Origin of the sequence: Ruminococcus sp. OA3 (assembly GCF_022440845.1) — a bacterium.
Classification (GTDB): Bacteria; Bacillota; Clostridia; order Lachnospirales; family Lachnospiraceae; genus Ruminococcus_G.
The window spans coordinates 3,295,275-3,315,517 of record NZ_JAKNTO010000001.1 but is presented as its reverse complement, the minus strand read 5'-3'; the positions used below and the strand labels follow the sequence as shown (position 1 = coordinate 3,315,517).

Annotated in this window: 26 protein-coding genes; 23 read left to right on the top strand and 3 right to left on the bottom strand. The window is 46.1% G+C overall.

The features are described from left to right. The first annotated feature begins 30 nt into the window (after nucleotides 1–30). From MCG98_RS15055 to MCG98_RS15025, 7 genes are all read left to right on the top strand, one after another. Nucleotides 31–615, top strand: coding sequence for a vWA domain-containing protein (locus MCG98_RS15055; protein ID WP_240302714.1), 585 nt, complete (start codon nucleotides 31–33; stop codon nucleotides 613–615). Between the two features lie 82 nt (nucleotides 616–697). Then, entirely contained in the window at nucleotides 698–1,366 is a 669-nt protein-coding gene (gene rpiA / locus MCG98_RS15050) for a ribose-5-phosphate isomerase RpiA (protein WP_240302713.1), read from the top strand. A gap of 334 nt (nucleotides 1,367–1,700) precedes the next feature. Next, nucleotides 1,701–2,198, top strand: coding sequence for an NAD(P)H-dependent oxidoreductase (locus MCG98_RS15045; RefSeq protein WP_240302712.1), 498 nt, complete (start codon nucleotides 1,701–1,703; stop codon nucleotides 2,196–2,198). A gap of 13 nt (nucleotides 2,199–2,211) precedes the next feature. Continuing rightward, the gene (locus MCG98_RS15040; protein ID WP_240302711.1) at nucleotides 2,212–2,844 is read left to right on the top strand and encodes a DUF3786 domain-containing protein; all 633 of its coding nucleotides are present in this window, start codon (nucleotides 2,212–2,214) and stop codon (nucleotides 2,842–2,844) included. An 11-nt stretch (nucleotides 2,845–2,855) separates the two neighbouring features. Next, nucleotides 2,856–3,464, top strand: a complete 609-nt coding sequence (locus tag MCG98_RS15035) for an SOS response-associated peptidase (protein ID WP_240302710.1) — start codon at nucleotides 2,856–2,858, stop codon at nucleotides 3,462–3,464. A gap of 59 nt (nucleotides 3,465–3,523) precedes the next feature. Then, entirely contained in the window at nucleotides 3,524–3,778 is a 255-nt protein-coding gene (locus tag MCG98_RS15030; protein WP_240302709.1) for a hypothetical protein, read from the top strand. Then, nucleotides 3,766–3,960 (top strand): 4Fe-4S binding protein, encoded by a 195-nt coding sequence (locus MCG98_RS15025; RefSeq protein ID WP_240302708.1) that lies wholly within the window; start codon nucleotides 3,766–3,768, stop codon nucleotides 3,958–3,960. The genes MCG98_RS15030 and MCG98_RS15025 overlap by 13 nt, the downstream gene beginning before the upstream one ends. 110 nt (nucleotides 3,961–4,070) lie before the next feature. On the opposite strand, the gene MCG98_RS15020 is transcribed toward MCG98_RS15025, so the two are convergent. Together MCG98_RS15020 and MCG98_RS15015 are read right to left on the bottom strand one after the other, a co-directional pair. After that, a complete protein-coding gene (locus MCG98_RS15020; RefSeq protein ID WP_240302707.1) occupies nucleotides 4,071–4,862 on the bottom strand; it encodes a class I SAM-dependent methyltransferase in 792 nt (263 codons plus the stop codon). A 27-nt stretch (nucleotides 4,863–4,889) separates the two neighbouring features. Then, entirely contained in the window at nucleotides 4,890–5,477 is a 588-nt protein-coding gene (locus tag MCG98_RS15015; protein WP_240302706.1) for a TetR/AcrR family transcriptional regulator, read from the bottom strand. Nucleotides 5,478–5,633: 156 nt separating this feature from the next. On the opposite strand from MCG98_RS15015, the gene MCG98_RS15010 reads away from it, so the two are divergent. Further along, a complete protein-coding gene (locus MCG98_RS15010; RefSeq protein WP_240302705.1) occupies nucleotides 5,634–6,161 on the top strand; it encodes a flavodoxin family protein in 528 nt (175 codons plus the stop codon). A 176-nt stretch (nucleotides 6,162–6,337) separates the two neighbouring features. On the opposite strand, the gene MCG98_RS15005 is transcribed toward MCG98_RS15010, so the two are convergent. Next, nucleotides 6,338–7,228 carry a LysR family transcriptional regulator gene (locus MCG98_RS15005; RefSeq protein ID WP_240302704.1) on the bottom strand — a complete coding sequence of 297 codons (891 nt, stop codon included), beginning with the start codon at nucleotides 7,226–7,228 and terminating at the stop codon, nucleotides 6,338–6,340. 248 nt (nucleotides 7,229–7,476) lie between these two features. Here MCG98_RS15005 and MCG98_RS15000 point away from each other — a divergent pair, with 248 nt between their 5' ends. From MCG98_RS15000 to MCG98_RS14930, 15 genes are all read left to right on the top strand, one after another. Further along, on the top strand, nucleotides 7,477–7,698 hold the full coding sequence (locus tag MCG98_RS15000) for a hypothetical protein (protein ID WP_240303460.1): 222 nt from the start codon (nucleotides 7,477–7,479) through the stop codon (nucleotides 7,696–7,698). A 27-nt stretch (nucleotides 7,699–7,725) separates the two neighbouring features. Next, complete coding sequence (locus MCG98_RS14995) at nucleotides 7,726–8,895, top strand: iron-containing alcohol dehydrogenase (RefSeq protein ID WP_240303459.1); 1,170 nt, start codon at nucleotides 7,726–7,728, stop codon at nucleotides 8,893–8,895. Nucleotides 8,896–8,950: 55 nt separating this feature from the next. After that, the gene (locus MCG98_RS14990; protein WP_240302703.1) at nucleotides 8,951–9,991 is read left to right on the top strand and encodes a tRNA-dihydrouridine synthase; all 1,041 of its coding nucleotides are present in this window, start codon (nucleotides 8,951–8,953) and stop codon (nucleotides 9,989–9,991) included. Then, nucleotides 9,988–10,545 (top strand): flavin reductase family protein, encoded by a 558-nt coding sequence (locus MCG98_RS14985; RefSeq protein WP_240302702.1) that lies wholly within the window; start codon nucleotides 9,988–9,990, stop codon nucleotides 10,543–10,545. Before MCG98_RS14990 ends, MCG98_RS14985 begins: the two co-directional genes overlap by 4 nt. A gap of 42 nt (nucleotides 10,546–10,587) precedes the next feature. Beyond that, complete coding sequence (locus MCG98_RS14980; RefSeq protein WP_240302701.1) at nucleotides 10,588–11,067, top strand: flavodoxin; 480 nt, start codon at nucleotides 10,588–10,590, stop codon at nucleotides 11,065–11,067. A 62-nt stretch (nucleotides 11,068–11,129) separates the two neighbouring features. Continuing rightward, nucleotides 11,130–11,729, top strand: a complete 600-nt coding sequence (locus MCG98_RS14975; RefSeq protein ID WP_240302700.1) for a hypothetical protein — start codon at nucleotides 11,130–11,132, stop codon at nucleotides 11,727–11,729. 35 nt (nucleotides 11,730–11,764) lie between these two features. Further along, a complete protein-coding gene (locus MCG98_RS14970; RefSeq protein ID WP_240302699.1) occupies nucleotides 11,765–12,559 on the top strand; it encodes an NADPH-dependent oxidoreductase in 795 nt (264 codons plus the stop codon). Continuing rightward, the gene (locus tag MCG98_RS14965; RefSeq protein WP_240302698.1) at nucleotides 12,559–13,578 is read left to right on the top strand and encodes an aldo/keto reductase; all 1,020 of its coding nucleotides are present in this window, start codon (nucleotides 12,559–12,561) and stop codon (nucleotides 13,576–13,578) included. The genes MCG98_RS14970 and MCG98_RS14965 overlap by 1 nt, the downstream gene beginning before the upstream one ends. After that, the gene (locus MCG98_RS14960; protein WP_240302697.1) at nucleotides 13,565–14,401 is read left to right on the top strand and encodes an aldo/keto reductase; all 837 of its coding nucleotides are present in this window, start codon (nucleotides 13,565–13,567) and stop codon (nucleotides 14,399–14,401) included. The genes MCG98_RS14965 and MCG98_RS14960 overlap by 14 nt, the downstream gene beginning before the upstream one ends. A 218-nt stretch (nucleotides 14,402–14,619) precedes the next feature. Then, on the top strand, nucleotides 14,620–15,225 hold the full coding sequence (locus tag MCG98_RS14955) for a sugar O-acetyltransferase (RefSeq protein ID WP_240302696.1): 606 nt from the start codon (nucleotides 14,620–14,622) through the stop codon (nucleotides 15,223–15,225). Further along, nucleotides 15,222–16,028 carry a class I SAM-dependent methyltransferase gene (locus MCG98_RS14950; RefSeq protein ID WP_240302695.1) on the top strand — a complete coding sequence of 269 codons (807 nt, stop codon included), beginning with the start codon at nucleotides 15,222–15,224 and terminating at the stop codon, nucleotides 16,026–16,028. Before MCG98_RS14955 ends, MCG98_RS14950 begins: the two co-directional genes overlap by 4 nt. A gap of 150 nt (nucleotides 16,029–16,178) precedes the next feature. Continuing rightward, nucleotides 16,179–18,419 carry a heavy metal translocating P-type ATPase gene (locus tag MCG98_RS14945; protein WP_240302694.1) on the top strand — a complete coding sequence of 747 codons (2,241 nt, stop codon included), beginning with the start codon at nucleotides 16,179–16,181 and terminating at the stop codon, nucleotides 18,417–18,419. 15 nt (nucleotides 18,420–18,434) lie between these two features. Further along, on the top strand, nucleotides 18,435–18,740 hold the full coding sequence (locus MCG98_RS14940; protein WP_240302693.1) for a metal-sensing transcriptional repressor: 306 nt from the start codon (nucleotides 18,435–18,437) through the stop codon (nucleotides 18,738–18,740). Nucleotides 18,741–18,752: 12 nt separating this feature from the next. Then, on the top strand, nucleotides 18,753–18,956 hold the full coding sequence (locus MCG98_RS14935) for a heavy-metal-associated domain-containing protein (protein ID WP_345891672.1): 204 nt from the start codon (nucleotides 18,753–18,755) through the stop codon (nucleotides 18,954–18,956). Between the two features lie 23 nt (nucleotides 18,957–18,979). After that, on the top strand, nucleotides 18,980–20,110 hold the full coding sequence (locus tag MCG98_RS14930; protein ID WP_240302692.1) for a Gfo/Idh/MocA family oxidoreductase: 1,131 nt from the start codon (nucleotides 18,980–18,982) through the stop codon (nucleotides 20,108–20,110). Nucleotides 20,111–20,243 lie beyond the last annotated feature (133 nt).

Below are 20,243 nucleotides of genomic sequence, written 5' to 3'. Positions count from 1 at the left end.
AGTATCAAAATGATAACGGAGGGCAGCGGCATGAAGAAAAAAGAGAGGATTACGGAACTGGTCTGCATTCTGGACAGAAGCGGTTCCATGTATGGGAAAGAAGCAGATACGATCGGCAGCTACAACAAGATGCTCCGTGAGCAGCAGCAGATTCCCGGTAAGGCATATATCACAACTGCACTTTTCGGAGATAAGTGTGAGATCTTATGCTGCCATACACCGGTCGGATATGCCGGAGAGCTGACGACTAAAGACTACTTTGTGAAGGGAAACACAGCATTATATGATGCGGTCGGAAAGGTGTTTTCTGTGGTGACAGATTCGCTGCACGATATGAGCCCGGCGTATGAGAAGAAAGTTGCGGTATTTATCATAACAGACGGCATGGAGAATGCCAGTGTCCGGTGGACGGCTCCGGAAATAAGAAGACTGATCGCTGAGAAGAAGAGGAGGGGCTGGAAAATTGTCTTTTTCGGGACGGAACCGGAATCCCTGCGGCAGGCCCGGGAAGCCGGGATATCAGAACAGGATTCAAATGTATATCAGAATGACGGGTGCGGCATCCGTAAAAGCTATGAGACGGCGGGACAGATTTTTACGGAAATGCGGAAGTAACAGACACACTTGCCTTGTGTTCCCTGCAGTCAGGTGATATAATGATTCATAATAAGAAAAATTGAATTGCAGGAGGGTACATATGAACCAGAAAAAAATAGCAGGCGAAAAAGCGGCAGAGTATATCAAAGACGGTATGGTAGTGGGTCTTGGAACCGGATCTACAGCGAAATTCATGGTGGACAAGGTTGGTGAGATGGTGAAAAACGGCTTGAAAATTCAGGCGATTCCGACGTCAAAAGCGACGGAACAGCAGGCAAGAGAGCTGGGTATTCCGCTTCTCTCTATCGATGATGTGGACCATATCGATCTGGATATCGACGGCGTGGATGAGATCGACAGCGATTTCAATGCGACCAAGGGCGGCGGTGGCGCGCTGTTCCGGGAGAAAGTCGTTGCTGACCTGGCGAAGGAAGTGATCTGGATCATGGATGAGAGCAAGCTGGTAGACAGCATCGGTGCATTCCCGCTTCCGCTGGAAGTACTTCCATACGGGTACAGGATCGTGTTTAAGAAAATGGAGGATTTTGGATACAATCCCAAGATGCGTATGAATGGCGATGATCTGTTCGTGACAGACAACGGAAATTATATCATTGACCTGTGTATCGGCGCACCGGCACACATTGAAGATATCCGTCAGAAGGTAAACAGCGTCGTCGGCGTGCTGGAGACCGGACAGTTCCTGAAAATGTGCAAACGTATTATCGTTGGTACGGATGAAGGCGTAAAAATCATCGAGGCAGAATAAAATAATCAGAATACGTACATGATATTGAGAAACCGGGAAGTATATCTTTTTGGTTTCTCTTTTGTATCATGACAAGGGTGTGAATAACAGCAGAACAAAAAGATAGTCCCGGCAGTAGGGGAATAGAATAGGTCTTGCCCCAAGTCCTCAGATCTCTGCTCTGAAAGAACAGCTTGTAGCGAAATATGAGAAAAATCTCTCCATGGAAGAGACTTATACTGTGTTCTTTATGTACTTTGGGATTTATCAATCCAAAACTAACGGAAATTGATATTGCAAAGGGAATGACGGAGTTATTCTCTTTAAAATTAAAACCACAGGGAGGAAATGTAAAATGAAGATTTCAATTATTTATGTAAGTCAGGGTGGTAACACGGAAGCAGCCGCGGAATGCATATCAGAGGGTATTCTGGCAAAATTTCCTTTTATCGAAGTGAAACTGATGTCCATCCAGGATAATGAGGTGGATTTGGCATTTTTAAAACAGAGCGATGCGGTGATCATTGGAACTCCGGTGTATTGTGCGGGAATGAGCTGGGAGTTGAAAAAGTGGTTTGATTCAAATGTAAAGCTGGATTTAAGCGGGAAAATAGGTGCAGCATTTGTAACGGCGCAGTCCCCGGTTGGAGGGACAGATACGGCTATCATGGATATTGCCAGGAATATGCTTTTAAAGAAAATGCTGGTATTTTCCGGGGCAGGTGAAAAGACAGAGAACAAATTCCAGTTAGGAGCGGTTGGGATCGCAGAGACTTTGGATCATGATGCAGCGCAGTTTGAAATTTTTGGAGAAAATGTTGCGCAAATAGCAGTGAAGATAGCAGCAAAGTAATAGGAGGTTGAAGATGGCAGCATCGAATTATGAGATTATGCGCGATCAGATGAGAGGAGAATTCACGAAATATGATCAGGCAAAAATAATTCGGAAATTTTCTCTTGAGAACGATGAAGACTATATATACATAGATTTTGTATTGAGACATTACAGAGTCAACCGTAAGAACGGAGTAGTAGAGTTGTCTGAAAATCATTTTGAGACTAGTGTGGAGGAAGATTATAATGAATCCATGACAATCTATGATGTGCTTTGTTATTCTAAAGACGACTGCAGTCTGTCCGGAAATTATTGTCCGGTAAATATGCTGAAAAGTACCGTGAAATCAGCAGCTCCGGGTGGAAATATGTTTCAGAAATCAGCAGATGAATTCAACGGAAAGCTGAAAGAGCTACGGGCTGCCTGCAGCATCCTTGGTGAAGAATTAGACATGAAAGGCGATTTGGCAGCAAAGCTATATCCCTTTCCTTTTTTACCGGTTATCATCCAGTATTGGGAGGCGGATGATGAATTCCCAGCCAATCTGAAATTTATGTTTGATGAAAACATTATCGAATATATGCACTATGAAACCATCTTTTTTATGATGGGACATGTTGTGATTAGAATAAAGGAAATCATGGATGACATTGCTTTTGTATAAGCAAAAGTTTGATGAAAACGGAGGCAGCAGATTTGTGCGGGAGATATTATGTCGATGACGATACGGCAAGAGAAATCGAAAAAATTGTACAGCATGTGGAGGCCGGTCTGATAAGAGAAGCGGTTCGCGGAGAAGTCCATCCGTCTGCCACTGCACCGGTGATCTATATAAAGGATCATCTTCTGACGGCGGGCAGTATGCGCTGGGGATTTCCAAGATATCAGAAAAGCGGCTTATTAATCAATGCCCGGGCGGAAACGGTGACAGAGCGGCCGACCTTCAGGGAAAGCGTACTGCACAGAAGATGTGTGATACCGGCAAAGCATTATTATGAATGGAATGCGGAAAGAGAAAAAGTATCTTTTAGCCTGGAAGATTCACCGATCCTTTATATGGCGGGTATTTACAAAATGGTACAGGGACAGGAAAAATTTGTGGTGATCACCACTCAGGCAAATGATTCTGTTCGTCCGGTTCACGACCGGATGCCGCTGATACTGGACACGGATGAGCTGGAGCGCTGGGTGCGTGATGACCAGGCTGTGGACTTCATTTTAAGTAAGACACCTGTGCGTTTGGAGCATCAGCAGGAATATAGACAGATGACGCTTAAGATCTGACGAGTTTTCCATGTAAAGGTTTATAATGATAGAAAACGGTGTTTGTGTGGAGGACCGAATTGTATGACACGAGCAATCGGGTGCTGGATGACATGGCCTACCGGCTTACAAACTATATCGTGTCGGAATTGGGTTATCGTGCGCTATTCTTTCCGCGGGACTGCTACTACAATATTGAGGTGCTGCAGGGAAATCCAAACGCGGCTTTTTCTCATGTTCTGACGGGCTATTACGCCGGGATTGGCACGATTGGCGACAGCCATAATCTGATTTCAAAAGAATTTGGTCCCAGAGTGCGGTGGTGTCGGTCATAACGGATGCACCCGTTCCTGAAGATGAGATGCTATCGGAAAACTTCTGTATTCACTGCGGACAGTGCCGGAAAAGATGCCCGATTCAGTGCTTCACGGAAAATGGCGATGATATGAAAGTATACCGCAGGGAAAAAGCGGTTACGCAGGAAGGTATTTTACACTGCCAGCATTACGGTTCCTGAGGGAAAGTAACACAGAGGAAAATTAGAGTTCAGATAGGGCTGTCTCGGGCCAAGTTGGTCCCAAGCTATACAATATTTGTTTTCAGTTGATTTTTTATCTATGTTTATGACTATTTTCTAAATATGTCAATCGCATGGCTCGTAATGCCGACTAAGTCTTCGCGCTCACAAGTGGCAAAATGGTACTTCAAATACAATTCAAACGTGTCATTGTCCATCGCGTCGACTGCTTCACGCATAAACAGGGTGCAACCATCTGCCGCGACATAATTTAATCGAGTAACGGGAAATATAGACATCAAATTATCAATGTTTTCTTTACGGACAAGTTCAAATAAATCCTTTGGTTCGGATTTTGCGGCAAATGTCCGGGAGTCAATTAAGCCCTTTTCTATGTATTCAGTAACGCTAATATTACCGCGTTTAAAACCTTCATCAAGGAGACAGCCATCAGAAATAACATATGCTGCAAAAATTACGCCGCCCGGTTTTGTCACGCGAATTGCTTCGCGCAGAGCTTGGTGCTTATCCTCTATGCTGTATAGATGGTACAGTGGGCCTAATAACAGCGTAATGTTATATGTATTGTCCCGGAAAGAAGATAACTCCATAGCGTTGCCTTGGGTAATAGTGACACTTTCGCCCGATTGCGTATTTTGATTGAAAATTTCTATATTATGCTCTATTAATTCCACAGCGTCAACAGCATAACCTTGACGAGCCAGCGCATGGGAATAACGTCCGGTTCCTGCACCTATTTCCAGCACGCGGTCACCTGGTCTGATGTACTTTTCAATGTAACGCATAGTGGTAAAGAACTCAACCGTTCCATGCTTTAACGCCAGCCGATTATCCTCGTCATAATGATTGTAAAAATCAGCTAAGTATTGGTTTGTTTTCATATTGCACTTCCTGTATTTCTTTTATTTTCAAATTGATAAATCCCACTCTGGTTTTTCCTGCCTTATGAACGCAGATAATACATTCTTCAGCATTTTTTCGGCATTTTTTCTATCTAATGCTAATTTTTTTGTCGCTGTTAAGACGGCTACACCGTGAGTATAAAGAAACAAATCTAAAAATATTACCTTTGCTTTATCTAAACCAATTCCAACGGTTTCTGAAAAAAGTTGTGCCTTTTTTTCATTGTCTGCTTCTTTATAAAAATCCTTTGCTTCCGTCATTTCCAAATCCATATCATTTATAAACAACAGCTTAAATAAATGTGGTTCTTCCCCTGAAAATTCAATGTATGAAAGAGGAAGAATTAAATAGGGCCTGATATTTTCAGATTTACGATAATTCGAGACATACTGTTCATAGTATTCATACGCAAAAGCAAGAAATTCTTTTTTTAATGCTTCCATATTTTCATAGCATGTGAAAATTGGTCGAGTAGAGCATTGTAGTTTACCTGCGATACTCCTTGCGTTTACGGTCTCGAACCCTGTTTCCCTTGTAAGCTCTAAAACAGTATTCAAAATCATTTCCTTTGTTATTTTTGCTTTTGGCGGCATAGAAATATACCCTCTCTCGTTAGATTACATATGTTGTGCAACTATTGTTGCATAATTAAGAATATATGTCAAGAGACAAACAAGCAGTGGATAATTTCCGCAGGATGTATTATCATAAAACTACAAGGACAATAAAATCAGAGGAGGAATCGGTGAATGCGTATATTAGTGCTGAACGGCAGTCCACGGCCAGATGGAAATACCGTACATATGATCAGAGCATTTCGGGAAGGTGCCATGTCTTCCGGACATCAGGTGGACGTGATTGATGTCTGTAAAAAGAAAGTAGGCGGATGCATTGCCTGTGAACATTGCCATACAGAAGGAAAAGGGGAATGTATCCAGAAGGATGATATGCAGGAAATCTATGAGCTGCTGAAAAAGGCGGAGATGCTGGTGCTGGCGTCACCGATTTATTATCACGGGATGTCGGGACAGTTAAAATGTGTGATCGACCGTTTTTATGCGGTGGCATACCCGGTAAAACCGGCCGGCCTTAAAAAAGCCGCCATGATTTTAAGCTCCGGGAATGCAGACATGTACGACGGGGCACTGTTCTCTTTTAAAGGAGATTTTCTGGACTTTCTCGGACTTGAAGACATGGGCATATTTACGGCACACGGAGAAGAGAACGGATCGGATGCAAAGCTTGCGGAACTCAGGCGGTTTGGGGAGTCGTTATAAGATGCCGTTTTGGAAGATGTTAAAAAGTCTGTATGATGCTGCAATTGTGAAAAATCATGGGGCATCTCGCAGATTAAAAATGTGCTTTGCAAAGTATTGAAAGGTAAAAGTGGCGGATAGGTTCAGCTTATAAAGCGTCTATCCGCCATCTTTACTCTTTGGAAACAGACAATTATTTATGCAAAACGTGCTCTTAGCTTCTCTAAAAATAATTCTGCTGCAGAAGAAAAAACCTGATACTTTTTCCAGATAATATTCAAACCAGAATCCAGTCTCGGTTCCAGTGGTCTGAAACAAAGGTTGCTGCTCTCTGACGTATTGGCTATTTTATCAATAGTTACCGCATAGCCGATTCCGGCATCCACCATGATAGCTGCATTGTAAACAAGATTGAAGGTGGTCACTACATCTAGCTTATCAAAATCCTCTCCAAACCATTCAGCAAACTCGTTTTTTGAACCTTCCCGTGTTATAGCCTGCCGGGAACAGATGAGAGGCACATTTAGCAAATCCTCTTTCTGAATCGCTTTCTTCTGAGCCAATGTGCTGTCTTTTCTCATAACAACGCCCCATACATCTCTGGCCGGGAGATTTAAGTAGTCATACTTGGAAATATCTGCAGGCTGTATTAAAATCCCAAAATCCAGCAGCCCTTTATCTAACCGCTCAGTTACATCCGCCGCATTTCCGCTGTATAGATGATAATGGATATTAGGGTAATTGCTTCTCAAATCCTTTGCCACCTCTGCTACCAGTTTGATTGCATCTGTTTCTCCGCCACCTATATAGATATCGCCGCCTATGATATTTTCCATATAATTAAATTCAGCTTCTGTCTTATCCACCATAGAGACAATTTCTTCCGCCCTCTTGCGCAGAATCATTCCCTCAGTAGTCAAAGTCATATTGTGGCTCCCGCGAATAAACAGTTTTTGCCCAAGCTCCTCCTCCAATTCTTTAATCTGCCGCGAAAGCGTGGGCTGCGTTACATGAAGAAAATTTGCAGCGTTTGTAATGCTTCCCTCTCTGGCTATGGTTAAAAAATAGCGAAGCACTCTGATTTCCATGAAAACCTCCTCCCACTATGCAGGACTCCAACCCTGCGCTACTAGATTTCTACGTTAACTTATCAGGTCCGTCCAAATGCCGCCTGCGGCGCCGCTTGCCTGTCTGCTGATAAGTCACATTATGGTTACATTATATTACGTTGTGATATGCCTGTAAAGCAAAACATGGAATTTGATTTAGGTATTTGCTATTTCGCGTTTGGGACCATATACTAAAAGCATAAGAAGGAGGTGGTCAGGTGAATGAAATGCCAGAGGAAGAACGTCTTCTTCGCAATTTGAATGACGCGGGTTTTGACGAAGCTGCTATAAGAAGATATTTACAGCTTCAAAAGGAAGGAAAACGGCAGGAACAATTACGGCTTCTTTCCATACACAGATTGTCACTTTTGGATCAGGTTCATGTCAGCCAGCATATGATTGACTGCCTTGATTATCTGGTTTATGAAATGAAAAAAGAAAAAATGTAGAATTTATAGGAGGAATCTATTATGAACATGACTTTCAATTTTAACAACCCTACGAATCTGATTTTTGGCAGCGGTAAGCTCAGTGAGCTTGGAGAGCAGAAACTGCCAGGGAAAAAGGCACTGTTGCTGATTTCCAATGGCAAATCTACAAAGGCAAACGGCTCTTTTGACCGTGTAGTGGAGCAGCTTAATAAGGCTTCCGTCGAATACGCAGTATTTAACAAGATCATGGAAAATCCGCTGAAAGAGGTCATCATGGAGGGCGCTGCTTTCGCAAAGGAGAACGGCTGTGACTTTATTGTTGCTCTCGGCGGCGGCGCGGTGCTGGATTCGTCTACCGCAATCTCGGCTATGGCAACCAATCCCGGTGATCTGTGGGATTATGTGAACGGTGGAACCGGCAAAGGGCAGCCTCTCGTGAATCCCGGTCTGCCGATTGTAACCATCGCGACCTCGTCCGGCACAGGCTCTGAGATCAACTGCTGGGGTGTTATCTCCAACCCGGACACCCATGAAAAGATTGGCTTTGGGTATCCCGAACTGGTACCTGTTCTCTCCATTGTTGATCCGGAGCTTATGAAAACCGTTCCACCGAAGTACACCGCATATCAGGGCTTTGATGCACTGTTCCATAATACGGAGGTCATGATTTCAAATGGCATTAACATCCTCAGCGAAACCATTGCCCTTTCCGCTATTGAAAACATCGCTGGATATCTGCCCCGTGCTATAAAAGACGGGAATGATCTGGAAGCCCGTGAGAGAGTGGCTTATGGCAGCACCATCGCAGGCATCACCATGCAGCTTACCAGCACTACTGCGCAGCACTCGATGGAACATGCCATGAGCGCATATCACCACAATCTGCCCCACGGCGCGGGACTTATTATGATTTCTAAGGCATTTGCGGAGTTTTTCATTGAAAAACACGCCTGTGACGGGCAGTTTATCAAGATGGCGAAAGTAATGGGAATCCCGGATGCTGACAAGCCGGAGGATTTTATTACCGCACTTGTACAGATTCAAAAGGATTGCGGCGTGGATGATCTGAAAATGAGCGACTATGGATTTACCCCGGACGAATGTATGACGCTGGCGGTCAATGCGAGAGAAACGATGGGCGGCCTGTTCCTTGCCAATCCATGCGAAATGACAGCCGAGGAATGTGCAGGTATCTTTGAGAAATCTTACCGTTGAAACCAACGGAATCACTCAATTTCTTGTGCTTTGTAAAATTCTGAAAGGAGGCAGCATGAAAATTTTTGAACCAATTCAGGTTAAGAAGGTTGTGTTTCAAAACCACATTGTAATGGCCCCGATGGTGCCGTTCGGTATTCCGGAGCGTTCTGACGGGGTGATTAGCGATGAGCTGTTGGAACACTATTTGAGCCGGGCGGATAATGATATGGGTTTGCTGATTGTGCAGGCGCTGGCGGTAACTCCAACTGACAGCTCTATAAATGGCGTGGGCGTCTATCACACCGGCATTTTTTCAGACGAACACAAGACCCCGCTGAAAGCAATCGCCGACACATTCCATGCACATGGCAGCAAGGTCTTTGTACAGCTTGGTTTTTCCAGCAGGGATTTTGATTCGGGCGCATCGATTAACGGATACACTACAGCCGAAATGCAGCATATTCGGAATGCGTTTATTGATGCGGCCAGACGGTGCAAAGAGGCCGGATGTGATGGGGTGGAGCTTCATGGAGCGCATGGATTTTTCTTGAATATGGTGACCTCTGAACAATCCAATCAGCGTAAGGATTCTTACGGCGGGAACTTTGAACATAGAATACGGTTTGTTCGTGAGATTGTTACACAAATCAAGGAGTTTGCCGGTGATGATTTTATCATTGCCTATAGGATGGGCTGGTGCAGCCCGGCGGAATCCGATGTCCGTATGGCACAGACCCTTGAAGAACTTGGCGTTGATATGCTCCATGTATCTTCCGGCATTCCGTCAGCAAGAGAAATCAGCCTTCCCAATGATTTCCCATTTAATGCTGTCGTATATGCGGGGATCAAAATTAAGGAGGCTGTACAGATTCCGGTTATTGTTGTGAACGATATTCAGACATTGCAGCGGGCGGAACAACTGATAGAAAATGGCATGGCTGACTTTGCCGCATTTGGCAGGCCGTTCCTTGCAGATGAAAATTTCATCAGGCACTCTGTAGAGAACAAAGGCTATCACTCCTGTTTTCGGTGCCGTGAATGTAAGTGGCTGGAGCATTATGAAAAATGCCCTGCCTATAAAAACAAAAAGATGGAAAGGAAAGATATATTATGAGAAAAAATTTTGGAGCAAAACCTTATCTATATCCTCAGCCGGTGCTGATTATTGCCGCATACGGGGAGGACGATACGCCAAATGCGATGACTGCCGCATGGGGCTGTATTTCCAGTATGGAGCAGGTCTATATCATTCTGAGCGCCGGACATAAAACCACAAAGAATATCCTTGCTAAAAAAGCGTTTACTGTCAGTATGGCAGACGTTGCCCATACAACCGAGGCAGATTATGTAGGCGTGATATCCGCAAACAATGTGCCGGACAAATTTGCAAAGGCGGGTTTCCATGCAATCAACAGTGAATTTGTGGATGCTCCCTTAATCGAAGAACTTCCGCTTGCGCTGGAATGCACTTTGGAAAGTTATGATGAGGTAACCGGAGCATTAATTGGAAAAATCGTCAATGTCAGTGCGGATGAGAAAATTCTGAATGAAACTGGAAAGATTGATCCCGAAAAACTGCAGGCAATCACACTGGATGCCGCAAATGACGCCTATTTGGTTCTTGGAAAAAAGACAGGCAATGCTTTTAAAGACGGTTTGAACCTATGACAATGACTTTATAAAATGTGCGTTTAGAAAGGAGATTATACGATGAAAACTTTAATTGCTTATTTTTCTTATATGGGAAACACAAAAGGTATTGCGCGGCAGATTCAGGAGCAGACCGGCGGCACGCTGTTTGAGATAAAGCCATCAATCCCTTATTCCGAGGATTACGACACTACGGAGCGGCAGGGACGCAGGGAAACCAGTGAAAGATATCGCCCTAAACTGGCGGGGCAGGCAGTAGATTTAGCTGCCTATGACACCATTCTTCTTGGCACACCCAACTGGTTTAACACGATGGCTCCGCCGGTTGCCAGCTTTTTGACGGAGAATGAATTTGCAGGTAAGAAAATTGCACTGTTCTGTACCAACGGCGGCGGAGGCTTAGGGCATATTGTGGCTGATATCCGGACGCTTTGTAAAGACTCGGAAATTCTTGACAGCCTGAACATCTATGAGGATGGCGGCACAGGCGCTAAGGCTAAAATTTCCGACTGGCTGAAAAAGAACGGCTTAACACAGTAAACTGGCGGCGGTCTCCGGCGCAGAGGTAACTTCCGCGTCGGAAACCATAATAAAGGGCATTTATGAGAAAAGAACTGGATTATTTTCAAATCGAAAATGCGTTGGGATGGAATCAGGAGTGGTTTCAGGACTGGTCAATGTACGATGGCGGCTGTGCGGCAGTGACGGCCTGCGACCTTTGTATCCATCTATCAAGGCAAAAGGGACAGAATTTATTGTATCCCTATGATGCACACAGACTTGGCAAAAAAGAGTATCTTGCATTTTCTGCCATCATGAAACCATATTTGCATCCGAGCTGGCAAGGAATTGATACGCTGGAGCGCTATCTTTCAGGCGTGACAGCATATTGGCGGGCTGTTGGCGCAGATACCTTGAAAGCGGATGGTCTGCCTGGAACGGCTTCATGGAAGGAAGCTGCACAGCAGATCAGAGAGCGAATTGATTGCGGCATCCTCGTCCCATTTCTGCTTCTATACCATAAGACTCCTGTATTCCATGACTTTCAGTGGCACTGGTTTAATCTGGCCGGATACGAAGAATTTGAAGAAGAATTTTATGTGAAGGCTGTTACTTATGGAAGTTTTCGATGGCTGAACCTGCAAGAGCTGTGGAATACAGGTTATTGGAAAAAAGGCGGGTTCATTCGCATATTTGCGTAATGGATCTGATGAATTTTGAAATGAGGTGATTATTAATGAATAAAGTGATGGACACGTTACTTTCCCATCGTTCTATCCGTGTCTATGCGGACAAGGCGGTTGAGGGAGAAATCTTAGACCAGATTATGAAAGCAGTGCAGGCTGCGCCCAATTGGGTCAACTTGCAGCACGTTTCTGTCGTTGCAGTAAAAGACAAAGAGCGCAGGGAGAAGATGTCCGAACTTTGCGGCGGGCAAAAGCACATCGCACAGGCTCCGGTTTTTCTGGTATTCTGTGCAGACTTTTACCGGACATGGCTGGCTTGTCAGGCAAAGGGACAGACCCTTGATGAAACGGTCAGTCAGGTTGATAACCTGATTGTAGGAGCAAACGAGGTCGGAATCGCCCTCGGAACCGCCGTGGCCACTGCGGAATCCTTTGGTCTGGGAACAGTGCCGATTGGAGACATTCGGCTTCATGGTTTGGAAGTAATTCAAGAATTGAACCTTCCTAAATATGTGCTTCCACTGCTTGGTCTTTGCATAGGCTATCCTGCGGAAAATCCCGGTATCAAGCCACGCTTACCAAGAGAAGCGGTTTATTTTGAAGAACAGTACAATCAGGATTTGGGGCCACTGCTTGCACAGTATGATGGGATTTATTCCCATTATCTGAAGGAGCGTCCGTGGAACAGCAGGGTTGGAAACTGGACACAGCTTGCAGCCGATTTTTACCAGCTTCCATACAACCATTATCCGGAGGTTCCAGAAATGCTGCACAGGCAGGGATTTTTCAGCGGTAATCAGGTACAGGTTCCGACAAATAATGAAAAAGAAAGGAGGAGAGATTGATGAAAAGAATATCAATTCTACTTCTCGGCTTGGTGCTTCTATTTGCTTTGGCTGCCTGCGGCAGCAGTCAGGGAGCGGTTCCTGGCCGGAATACAGAGGTACAGTCTGCGGAGCCAGATTCAGTCAAGACAGCCTCTGAACAGGAAAAAGCGACATCTGATGCGGAAACGAATCAAGGGAATCAAAACGAGACCGAATCTGTGCCTGTTTTCAATTTTGAAACAAAAACGGTGCGCCTAAACAGCGGCTATGATATGCCGATTGCAGGACTTGGTACATACGCCCTGTCCGATGAAACCTGTATCAATTCCGTGGACGCCTTGTTGGAGAGCGGCGGCCGATTGATTGATACCGCCTCTTTCTATGGAACGGAAAAAAGCGTGGGAGAGGCTGTACGAAACAGTGGTGTGCCGAGAGAAGAAATCTTTGTTACAACCAAACTTTATCCAAATCAGTTTTCTGATCCGGAGGAAGCCATTGAGGAGTCTCTTGAGACGCTGGATATTGAGTACATCGACCTGCTGCTCCTGCATCATCCGGGGGCTGGTGATGTGGAGGCTTACAAGGCAATGGAACAGGCGGTTCGTGACGGGAAAATCCGCTCCATAGGGCTGTCTAACTGGTACATTGATGAACTGGAAGAATTTCTGCCACAGGTCACGATTCCCCCTGCGGTCGTCCAGAATGAGATTCATCCGTACTATCAGGAAAAAGAGGTGATTCCCTATATTCAAAATCTGGGGATTGTAGTAAACGGCTATTCTCCCTTTGGCGGCAGGGGGCATACGGGTGAATTGTTTGCTGACGAAGTGGTTTCCGGCATAGCCGCCGCACATGATGTAACATCTGCGCAGGTAATCCTCCGCTGGAACCTACAGCGGGGCGTGATTGTCATCCCCGGTTCCGGTAATCCCGACCATATCAAAGAGAATCAGGACATCTTCGGATTTGAATTGACGGAAGAAGAAATGGAACAGATTGCAACATTAGACAGGGGGGAAAAGCATGAGTGGTATTGATCTTGCACAGGGTGTAAATGGGAAGGTTCCTGCCATCAGGCTGAACAGCGGCTATGATATGCCCGTTGTAGGTCTTGGAACATACAGCCTGCGCGGCGCTGTTTGTGTGAATGCCGTATGTACTGCGCTCCAAAGAGGCTACCGCATGATTGACACTGCCTGTTTTTACGGAAATGAGCGTGAGGTTGGCGAGGGAATCAGAAAATCGGGTGTGCCACGCTCCGAAACTTTCGCGATTACCAAGCTGTATCCCAATCAATACGGTCATGCAGCCAGAGCCATAGAAGAGGCATTGGATAAACTGGGCATCGGTTATATTGATATGATGCTTCTGCACCATCCCGCTTCAAACGATGTGGTGGCTTACAAAGCGATAGAGCAGGCGGTGCGGGATGGCAAGGTTCGCTCTGCCGGGATATCCTGCTATTACATTCAGGAGACGGATGCGTTTGTTCCCAAAGTGGCATTAAAGCCTGCGCTGATTCAAAACGAAATCCACCCGTATTATCAGGACAGCAGTGTGGTAAAGCACATACAAGGACTGGATATTGTTGTACAGGGCTGGTATCCGCTGGGCGGACGAGGATTTACGGAACCGCTTTTGAATAACAAAGTCCTTTGTGAGATTGTCGCAGCCCACCAAAAATCTCCGGCGCAAGTGATTTTGCGGTGGAATCTGCAAAAGGGTGTAGTTGTGATACCCGGCTCCAGTAACGGGGAACATATTCGTGAGAATATCTCAATTTTTGATTTTACACTTACAGATGAGGAAATGGAGCGGGTTGCAGCTTTGAACAAAAATGAAAAACATGATTGGTATTGATACATCATTAATAAGAAAAGGACGGAAAGAACAATATGGCGCTCTGCTTCGGCAGGGCGTTTTTCTGATTCAGTACTCCACAAATCTTGTGAGATATGGTAGAATAATCCCAGTAGAAAGCACCACGGTTTCTACTACGTTTGACGGCATCAACTTACATGATTAAGATACTTCTTGTATGCCGCATCAATATATAACCAACAAAAACGGAGGATGCCATGACAGAACAGCAAAAAGCGGAAGCAGGTCTTTTATACGATGCCAATAACGACGAAGAAATACTTGCGAAGAGGATCAGGTGTAAGGATCTCTGCTTTCAATATAATCAGACGTTGCCATCCGAGGCAGAAAAAGGACGTCAGATCATGTCACAGATACTGGGCAGGATTTCCGGGAACTATATGATCCTGGCTCCGTTCTGGTGTGACATGGGAGAAAACATCGGGATTGGTGAGAACTTTTATGCCAATCACAACTGTGTGATTCTGGACGGGGCGAAAGTGACGTTTGGGGACAATGTGTTTATCGCACCGAACTGCTGTTTTACCACTGCGAGCCATGCACTGGATGTGGAGCAGAGAAACCGCGGACTGGAAATTGCGTGGCCCATCACGGTCGGAGATAATGTCTGGTTTGGAGCAGGTGTCACCGTGCTTCCCGGGGTAACAATCGGACAAGGTTCCATAATCGGTGCGGGAAGTGTGGTAAATAAGGATATTCCCCCGGGAGTCATTGCGGTCGGAAATCCCTGCAGAGTGCTTAGAAAAATCATGCCGGAGGATGCACTCAGATACCGGCAGACCAGAACAGGAGGAATTATATGATAAAAAATAACAGTATCGATCATGGAAAAGAATTTGACTGGGGGCGTGCCTCATCGGATTATGCAAAGTACCGCGATATCTATCCGCCCAAATTGTATCAGAAGCTTCTGGATATGGATCTGTGTACAGAGGGGCAGAATGTTCTGGATCTCGGGACGGGGACGGGCGTTCTGCCGCGAAATCTGTATCCATACGGTGCGTCATTTACCGGTACGGATATCTCAGAAAATCAGATTGAGCAGGCGAAGAATATGGCAGAACAGGCGGGAATGGATATTGATTTTTTCTGTATGCCTGCCGAAGCCAGTGAGTTTCCGGATCAGTCGTTTGATGTGATCACCGCGTGCCAGTGCTTTTTCTATTTTAATCATACAAGGCTTGCGCCGAAGCTGCACGGGTTGCTGAAAAAGGATGGCAGATTTGCCCTGATCTACATGGCATGGCTGCCATTCGAGGACGTGATCGCGGGAAAAAGTGAAGAACTGGTCCTGAAATATAACCCCGAGTGGACCGGCTGTAAAGAGACGAGACATCCGATCGAGATACCGGACATTTATCCCAGGTATTTTGAGCGGGAGAGCGAGGAGATCTTTGATGTAAAGGTGCCGTTTACAAGGGAGAGCTGGAATGGACGTATGAAAGCCTGCCGTGGGATAGGAGCCTCACTGTCGGAAGAAAAGACTGAGCAGTTTGACACGGAACATATGGCTTTGCTGGAACATATCGCACCGCAAGAATTTTCGGTTTTGCATTACACAGCGATCAGCGTGCTGAGAGCCAAACAGGCAGGATGGAGAGCATGAACCTTTAAAAAGGTGGAATGAGAAGAAGTTTGAATTCTCATTCTGCCTTTTTTGTATTTGACGAATAAAAAATTTCATGTTGACATATACCATGGGAGGGTATATGATAATATCAGAAAGTACCCCAAGGGGGTATATGGAGGTGAAGATATGAAGCAAGAGATATATGAAATTTCAGGGATGACATGTGCTTCCTGCAGCAGTGCGGTGGAACGTGTCACGCGAAAACTGGAAGGCGTGAAGGAGAGCAATGTAAATCTGGCGACGAACCGTATGACCATCGTCTATGATGAGGCTCTGGTGAAACCCGAGGATATCATGGAACGCGTGGAACGGGCTGGTTTTGGAGCCAGCCTTGAACACAGGAAAGAAAAAGAGGAACTGAAAAAAGAAAAAGAGGAGGCGGCAGAGAGTCTGCATGCGATCAGGAGACGGCTGATAACGGCAATCGTACTGGCGGTTCCGCTGCTGTACATTTCCATGGGACATATGATCCCGGTAGAACTGCCGCTTCCCCGGTTTCTGCATATGCATACGCATCCGCTTAATTTTGCAGTGGCACAGCTGCTGCTGACGACTGTTATCCTGATCTGCGGACGAAAGTTTTACATCGTAGGATTCAAGACGCTGTTCAGAGGACATCCGAATATGGATTCTCTTGTGGCGATCGGAACCGGAAGTGCATATCTGTACAGCATCGTCATGACGGTTTCCATCCCATCCAATCACAGTGCGGTGGAAAATCTCTACTATGAATCGGCGGCGGTTGTGGTCACACTGGTGATGCTGGGTAAGTACCTGGAGAGCAGGAGCAAGGGCAAGACTTCGGAGGCAATCGAAAAGCTGATGGCACTTGCGCCGGATGTGGCAGTCGTGATAAGAGACGGGAAAGAAGAAGAGGTTCCCGTGGAGACAGTACAAAAGGGAGAGACGATTCTTGTAAAGCCGGGCAGCAAGGTGCCGCTTGACGGGGAGATTATACAGGGGATGACGAGTGTTGATGAGTCGATGCTGACCGGGGAGAGCATTCCGGTGGAAAAAGCAAAGGGCGATGAGGTGATCGGGGGAAGCATGAATTACCAGGGAAGTATCCAGATCCGTGTGACACATACCGGGAGTGACACGACCCTGGCGAGGATCATCAAACTGATGGAAGACGCACAGGGGAAAAAGGCACCGATCTCCAAGCTGGCTGACACCGTTGCGGGGTACTTTGTGCCGGCAGTGCTGGCGATTGCGGTGATCGCCGCGATTGCATGGGCGTTGACGGGACACTCCGTTACGTTTGTGCTGACCGTATTTGTATCCGTGCTGGTGATCGCCTGCCCGTGTGCATTAGGCCTTGCGACACCGACAGCGATCATGGTGGGAACCGGAAAAGGTGCCAGTTATGGAATTCTGGTGAAAAGCGGTGAGGCACTTGAGATGATGCATAAGGTGGATGCCGTTGTGCTGGATAAGACCGGGACAATCACAAAGGGGAAACCACAGGTGGTCGAAATCATCACGAAAGATATGGAGGAGGATGAAATGCTTACGATCGCCGCCTCCTGTGAACAGGCGTCTGAACATCCGCTGGCACTGGCGATCGCAGAGGAAGGGAAAAAGCGGAATCTGAATCTGACGCGCCCGGAATATTTTGAAAGCCTGACAGGAAGAGGACTGAAGGCAGAACTCGGAGGTAAGACCGTATATATCGGCAATGCCAGAATGGCGGAGGAACTTCAGATAACGCTGGGTGAACTGAAAGAAAAGGCAGACGACATTGCAGATAAAGGGCAGACACCGATGTATGTGATCGCAGAAGACCGGCTGTGCGGCATCATCAGTGTTGCAGATACCATGAAGGAGAGCAGCCCGAAGGCAGTTTCAGACCTGAGAGGCATCGGACTCACTGTGTATATGCTGACGGGAGATAACAGGCGGACGGCGGAATATATCGGAAAACAGGCGGGAGTCAGTGAAGTCATCGCTGAAGTTCTGCCGCAGGATAAAGTTTCTGTCGTGGAGGGACTGCAAAAACAGGGAAAACGTGTTATGATGGTAGGAGATGGAATTAACGACGCGCCGGTTCTTGCGCAGGCAGATGTTGGGGCAGCGATCGGAAGCGGAAGTGATATTGCCATGGAATCCAGTGACATCGTGCTGATGAAATCGGACCTTGAGGATGTGTACCGCGCAATCAAACTGAGTCGTGCGACGATCCGCAACATTAAGGAGAATCTGTTCTGGGCGTTTATCTTTAACAGCCTTGGAATTCCGGTGGCCGCAGGGGTATTATATGCATTCGGGGGACCTCTTCTGAATCCTATTTTTGCGGGGCTTGCGATGTCCTTCAGTTCCGTGTTTGTTGTAACCAACGCATTGCGGCTGAAACGGCTGAAATTGTAAAAACGGAGGATTTGGATGTTGCCAGAACAAGAATGCTGCAGCTGCAAAAAGAAAGAACGCAGTGAGCAGGAGCATAAGGACCTGATCTCGCGCCTGAACCGTATTGAAGGCCAGGTGCGCGGTGTGAAAAATATGGTAGAGGAGGACCGGTACTGTATCGATATTCTGACGCAGGTATCGGCGATACAGTCAGCGCTGAACAGTTTCAACAGACTGCTGTTATCCAGCCACATCAAGACGTGTGTGGTGGAGGATATCCGCAGCGGCAGCGATGATGTGGTAGATGAATTATGTGCAGCAATACAAAAATTAATGAAATAAAAGGAGATAAGAATGATGAGAGTATTAAAAGCAGAAGACATGCACTGTGAGAAATGCGTGGAGAGAATCACTAAATCCATGACCGCGGCAGGATTGGACTTCAAAGTATCCCTGGCGGATAAGACGGTAACAATCGATGGATGCGACAGCTGTGTGGCAAAGGCGAAAGAGATCCTGGATGATCTCGGATTTGACGCGGAAGAGATAACAGAATAAAAGAATACCTGGGGGACGAAAGCATGGAAAAACTGACATTTGGAATGATCGGAGGAGGAAAGGGCTCTTTTATCGCAGACCTGCATCTGAAGGGGGCACTCTTTGACAATATGGGAACACTGGCCGCCGGCTGTTTCTCAAGAAATTATCAGAAATCGCTGGATTTCGGTTCATCGATGGGGATTCAGGAAGACAGGATCTATACGACATACCAGGAGATGGCGGAGGAAGAGGGAAGACGGGAAGATAAGATTGATTTTGTGATTATTGCAGCACCGAATAATGTTCATTATGAGTGCGCAAAAGCTTTTCTGGAGAACGGGATCCATGTTGTCTGTGACAAGCCGCTGACACATTATTCCTGGGAAGCAGAAGAGCTAAAGCGGATTGCAGAAGGGAAAGATCTGCTCTTCGGAGTGACTTATGTATACAGCATGTATCCGGGACCGCGTTTTATGCGGGAGATGATCTCGCAGGGGAAGATCGGCAGGATCCGTCTTGTCAATGCCGAGTACCTGACAGACAATCTGGCTGTCAGCAATGATGAGCTGGGGGGAAACATGGCATGGAGAATCGACCCGAAAGTTGCCGGAAGATCGACCTGCGTCGGTGATATCGGGGTACATGCACAGCAGCTGATTGCTTCCGTATCCGGTCTGGAGATGAAAGAAGTCTGGGCGGATATGAATATTATCGGAGAAGACAGGGTGCTGGACACGAATGCAAACGTTATGGTCCGTTACAAAGGAGGAGCCAAAGGACATATCTGGTGCTCCAATGTAGTGGTTGGAAACAATAACAACCTGAACATCGCTGTTTATGGTGAAAAGGGCTGTCTTCGCTGGTTTCAGGAAGATCCGGATGTTGTGATCTTCGGTGAACTGGGAGGAAAAGAAACAAGATACCGGATGGGAACCAGTTTCCGCAGCATTGGATCCAGTGATATTTATCGTCTTCCTGCAGGGGTCGGGGAGGGTTATTATGAAGCATTTGCCAATGTATACCGGGAATTTATGACGGCCCTGCTGAGAAAGAAACATGGGGAAGCCTATGACATCAGCTATCCCGATATCTGTCACGGGATCGAGAGTATTAAGTTTGTGGAGGCATGCCTTAAGTCCAATGAAAGCAGTCAGTGGGTAAAAATGGATTAATACGCTGTGAGTCGAAAGAGTCTGTGGATACATAACATATAGTATCCACAGGCTCTTTTTGTTCAAAATTCCAAAAGTTTATAAGATTCTTATAAAAAGGAGAAAATGAATAAATATTCTGAAATATATTGCT

What these genes read in the sequence shown, in the direction of transcription:
- MCG98_RS15055 (WP_240302714.1), top strand. Translation starts at nt 31, where the DNA reads ATGAAGAAAAAAGAGAGGATTACGGAACTGGTCTGCATTCTGGACAGA.
- rpiA (WP_240302713.1), top strand. Translation starts at nt 698, where the DNA reads ATGAACCAGAAAAAAATAGCAGGCGAAAAAGCGGCAGAGTATATCAAA.
- MCG98_RS15045 (WP_240302712.1), top strand. Translation starts at nt 1,701, where the DNA reads ATGAAGATTTCAATTATTTATGTAAGTCAGGGTGGTAACACGGAAGCA.
- MCG98_RS15040 (WP_240302711.1), top strand. Translation starts at nt 2,212, where the DNA reads ATGGCAGCATCGAATTATGAGATTATGCGCGATCAGATGAGAGGAGAA.
- MCG98_RS15035 (WP_240302710.1), top strand. Translation starts at nt 2,856, where the DNA reads ATGAAAACGGAGGCAGCAGATTTGTGCGGGAGATATTATGTCGATGAC.
- MCG98_RS15020 (WP_240302707.1), bottom strand. Translation starts at nt 4,862, where the DNA reads ATGAAAACAAACCAATACTTAGCTGATTTTTACAATCATTATGACGAG.
- MCG98_RS15015 (WP_240302706.1), bottom strand. Translation starts at nt 5,477, where the DNA reads ATGCCGCCAAAAGCAAAAATAACAAAGGAAATGATTTTGAATACTGTT.
- MCG98_RS15010 (WP_240302705.1), top strand. Translation starts at nt 5,634, where the DNA reads ATGCGTATATTAGTGCTGAACGGCAGTCCACGGCCAGATGGAAATACC.
- MCG98_RS15005 (WP_240302704.1), bottom strand. Translation starts at nt 7,228, where the DNA reads ATGGAAATCAGAGTGCTTCGCTATTTTTTAACCATAGCCAGAGAGGGA.
- MCG98_RS15000 (WP_240303460.1), top strand. Translation starts at nt 7,477, where the DNA reads ATGCCAGAGGAAGAACGTCTTCTTCGCAATTTGAATGACGCGGGTTTT.
- MCG98_RS14995 (WP_240303459.1), top strand. Translation starts at nt 7,726, where the DNA reads ATGACTTTCAATTTTAACAACCCTACGAATCTGATTTTTGGCAGCGGT.
- MCG98_RS14990 (WP_240302703.1), top strand. Translation starts at nt 8,951, where the DNA reads ATGAAAATTTTTGAACCAATTCAGGTTAAGAAGGTTGTGTTTCAAAAC.
- MCG98_RS14985 (WP_240302702.1), top strand. Translation starts at nt 9,988, where the DNA reads ATGAGAAAAAATTTTGGAGCAAAACCTTATCTATATCCTCAGCCGGTG.
- MCG98_RS14980 (WP_240302701.1), top strand. Translation starts at nt 10,588, where the DNA reads ATGAAAACTTTAATTGCTTATTTTTCTTATATGGGAAACACAAAAGGT.
- MCG98_RS14975 (WP_240302700.1), top strand. Translation starts at nt 11,130, where the DNA reads ATGAGAAAAGAACTGGATTATTTTCAAATCGAAAATGCGTTGGGATGG.
- MCG98_RS14970 (WP_240302699.1), top strand. Translation starts at nt 11,765, where the DNA reads ATGAATAAAGTGATGGACACGTTACTTTCCCATCGTTCTATCCGTGTC.
- MCG98_RS14965 (WP_240302698.1), top strand. Translation starts at nt 12,559, where the DNA reads ATGAAAAGAATATCAATTCTACTTCTCGGCTTGGTGCTTCTATTTGCT.
- MCG98_RS14960 (WP_240302697.1), top strand. Translation starts at nt 13,565, where the DNA reads ATGAGTGGTATTGATCTTGCACAGGGTGTAAATGGGAAGGTTCCTGCC.
- MCG98_RS14955 (WP_240302696.1), top strand. Translation starts at nt 14,620, where the DNA reads ATGACAGAACAGCAAAAAGCGGAAGCAGGTCTTTTATACGATGCCAAT.
- MCG98_RS14950 (WP_240302695.1), top strand. Translation starts at nt 15,222, where the DNA reads ATGATAAAAAATAACAGTATCGATCATGGAAAAGAATTTGACTGGGGG.
- MCG98_RS14945 (WP_240302694.1), top strand. Translation starts at nt 16,179, where the DNA reads ATGAAGCAAGAGATATATGAAATTTCAGGGATGACATGTGCTTCCTGC.
- MCG98_RS14940 (WP_240302693.1), top strand. Translation starts at nt 18,435, where the DNA reads ATGTTGCCAGAACAAGAATGCTGCAGCTGCAAAAAGAAAGAACGCAGT.
- MCG98_RS14935 (WP_345891672.1), top strand. Translation starts at nt 18,753, where the DNA reads ATGATGAGAGTATTAAAAGCAGAAGACATGCACTGTGAGAAATGCGTG.
- MCG98_RS14930 (WP_240302692.1), top strand. Translation starts at nt 18,980, where the DNA reads ATGGAAAAACTGACATTTGGAATGATCGGAGGAGGAAAGGGCTCTTTT.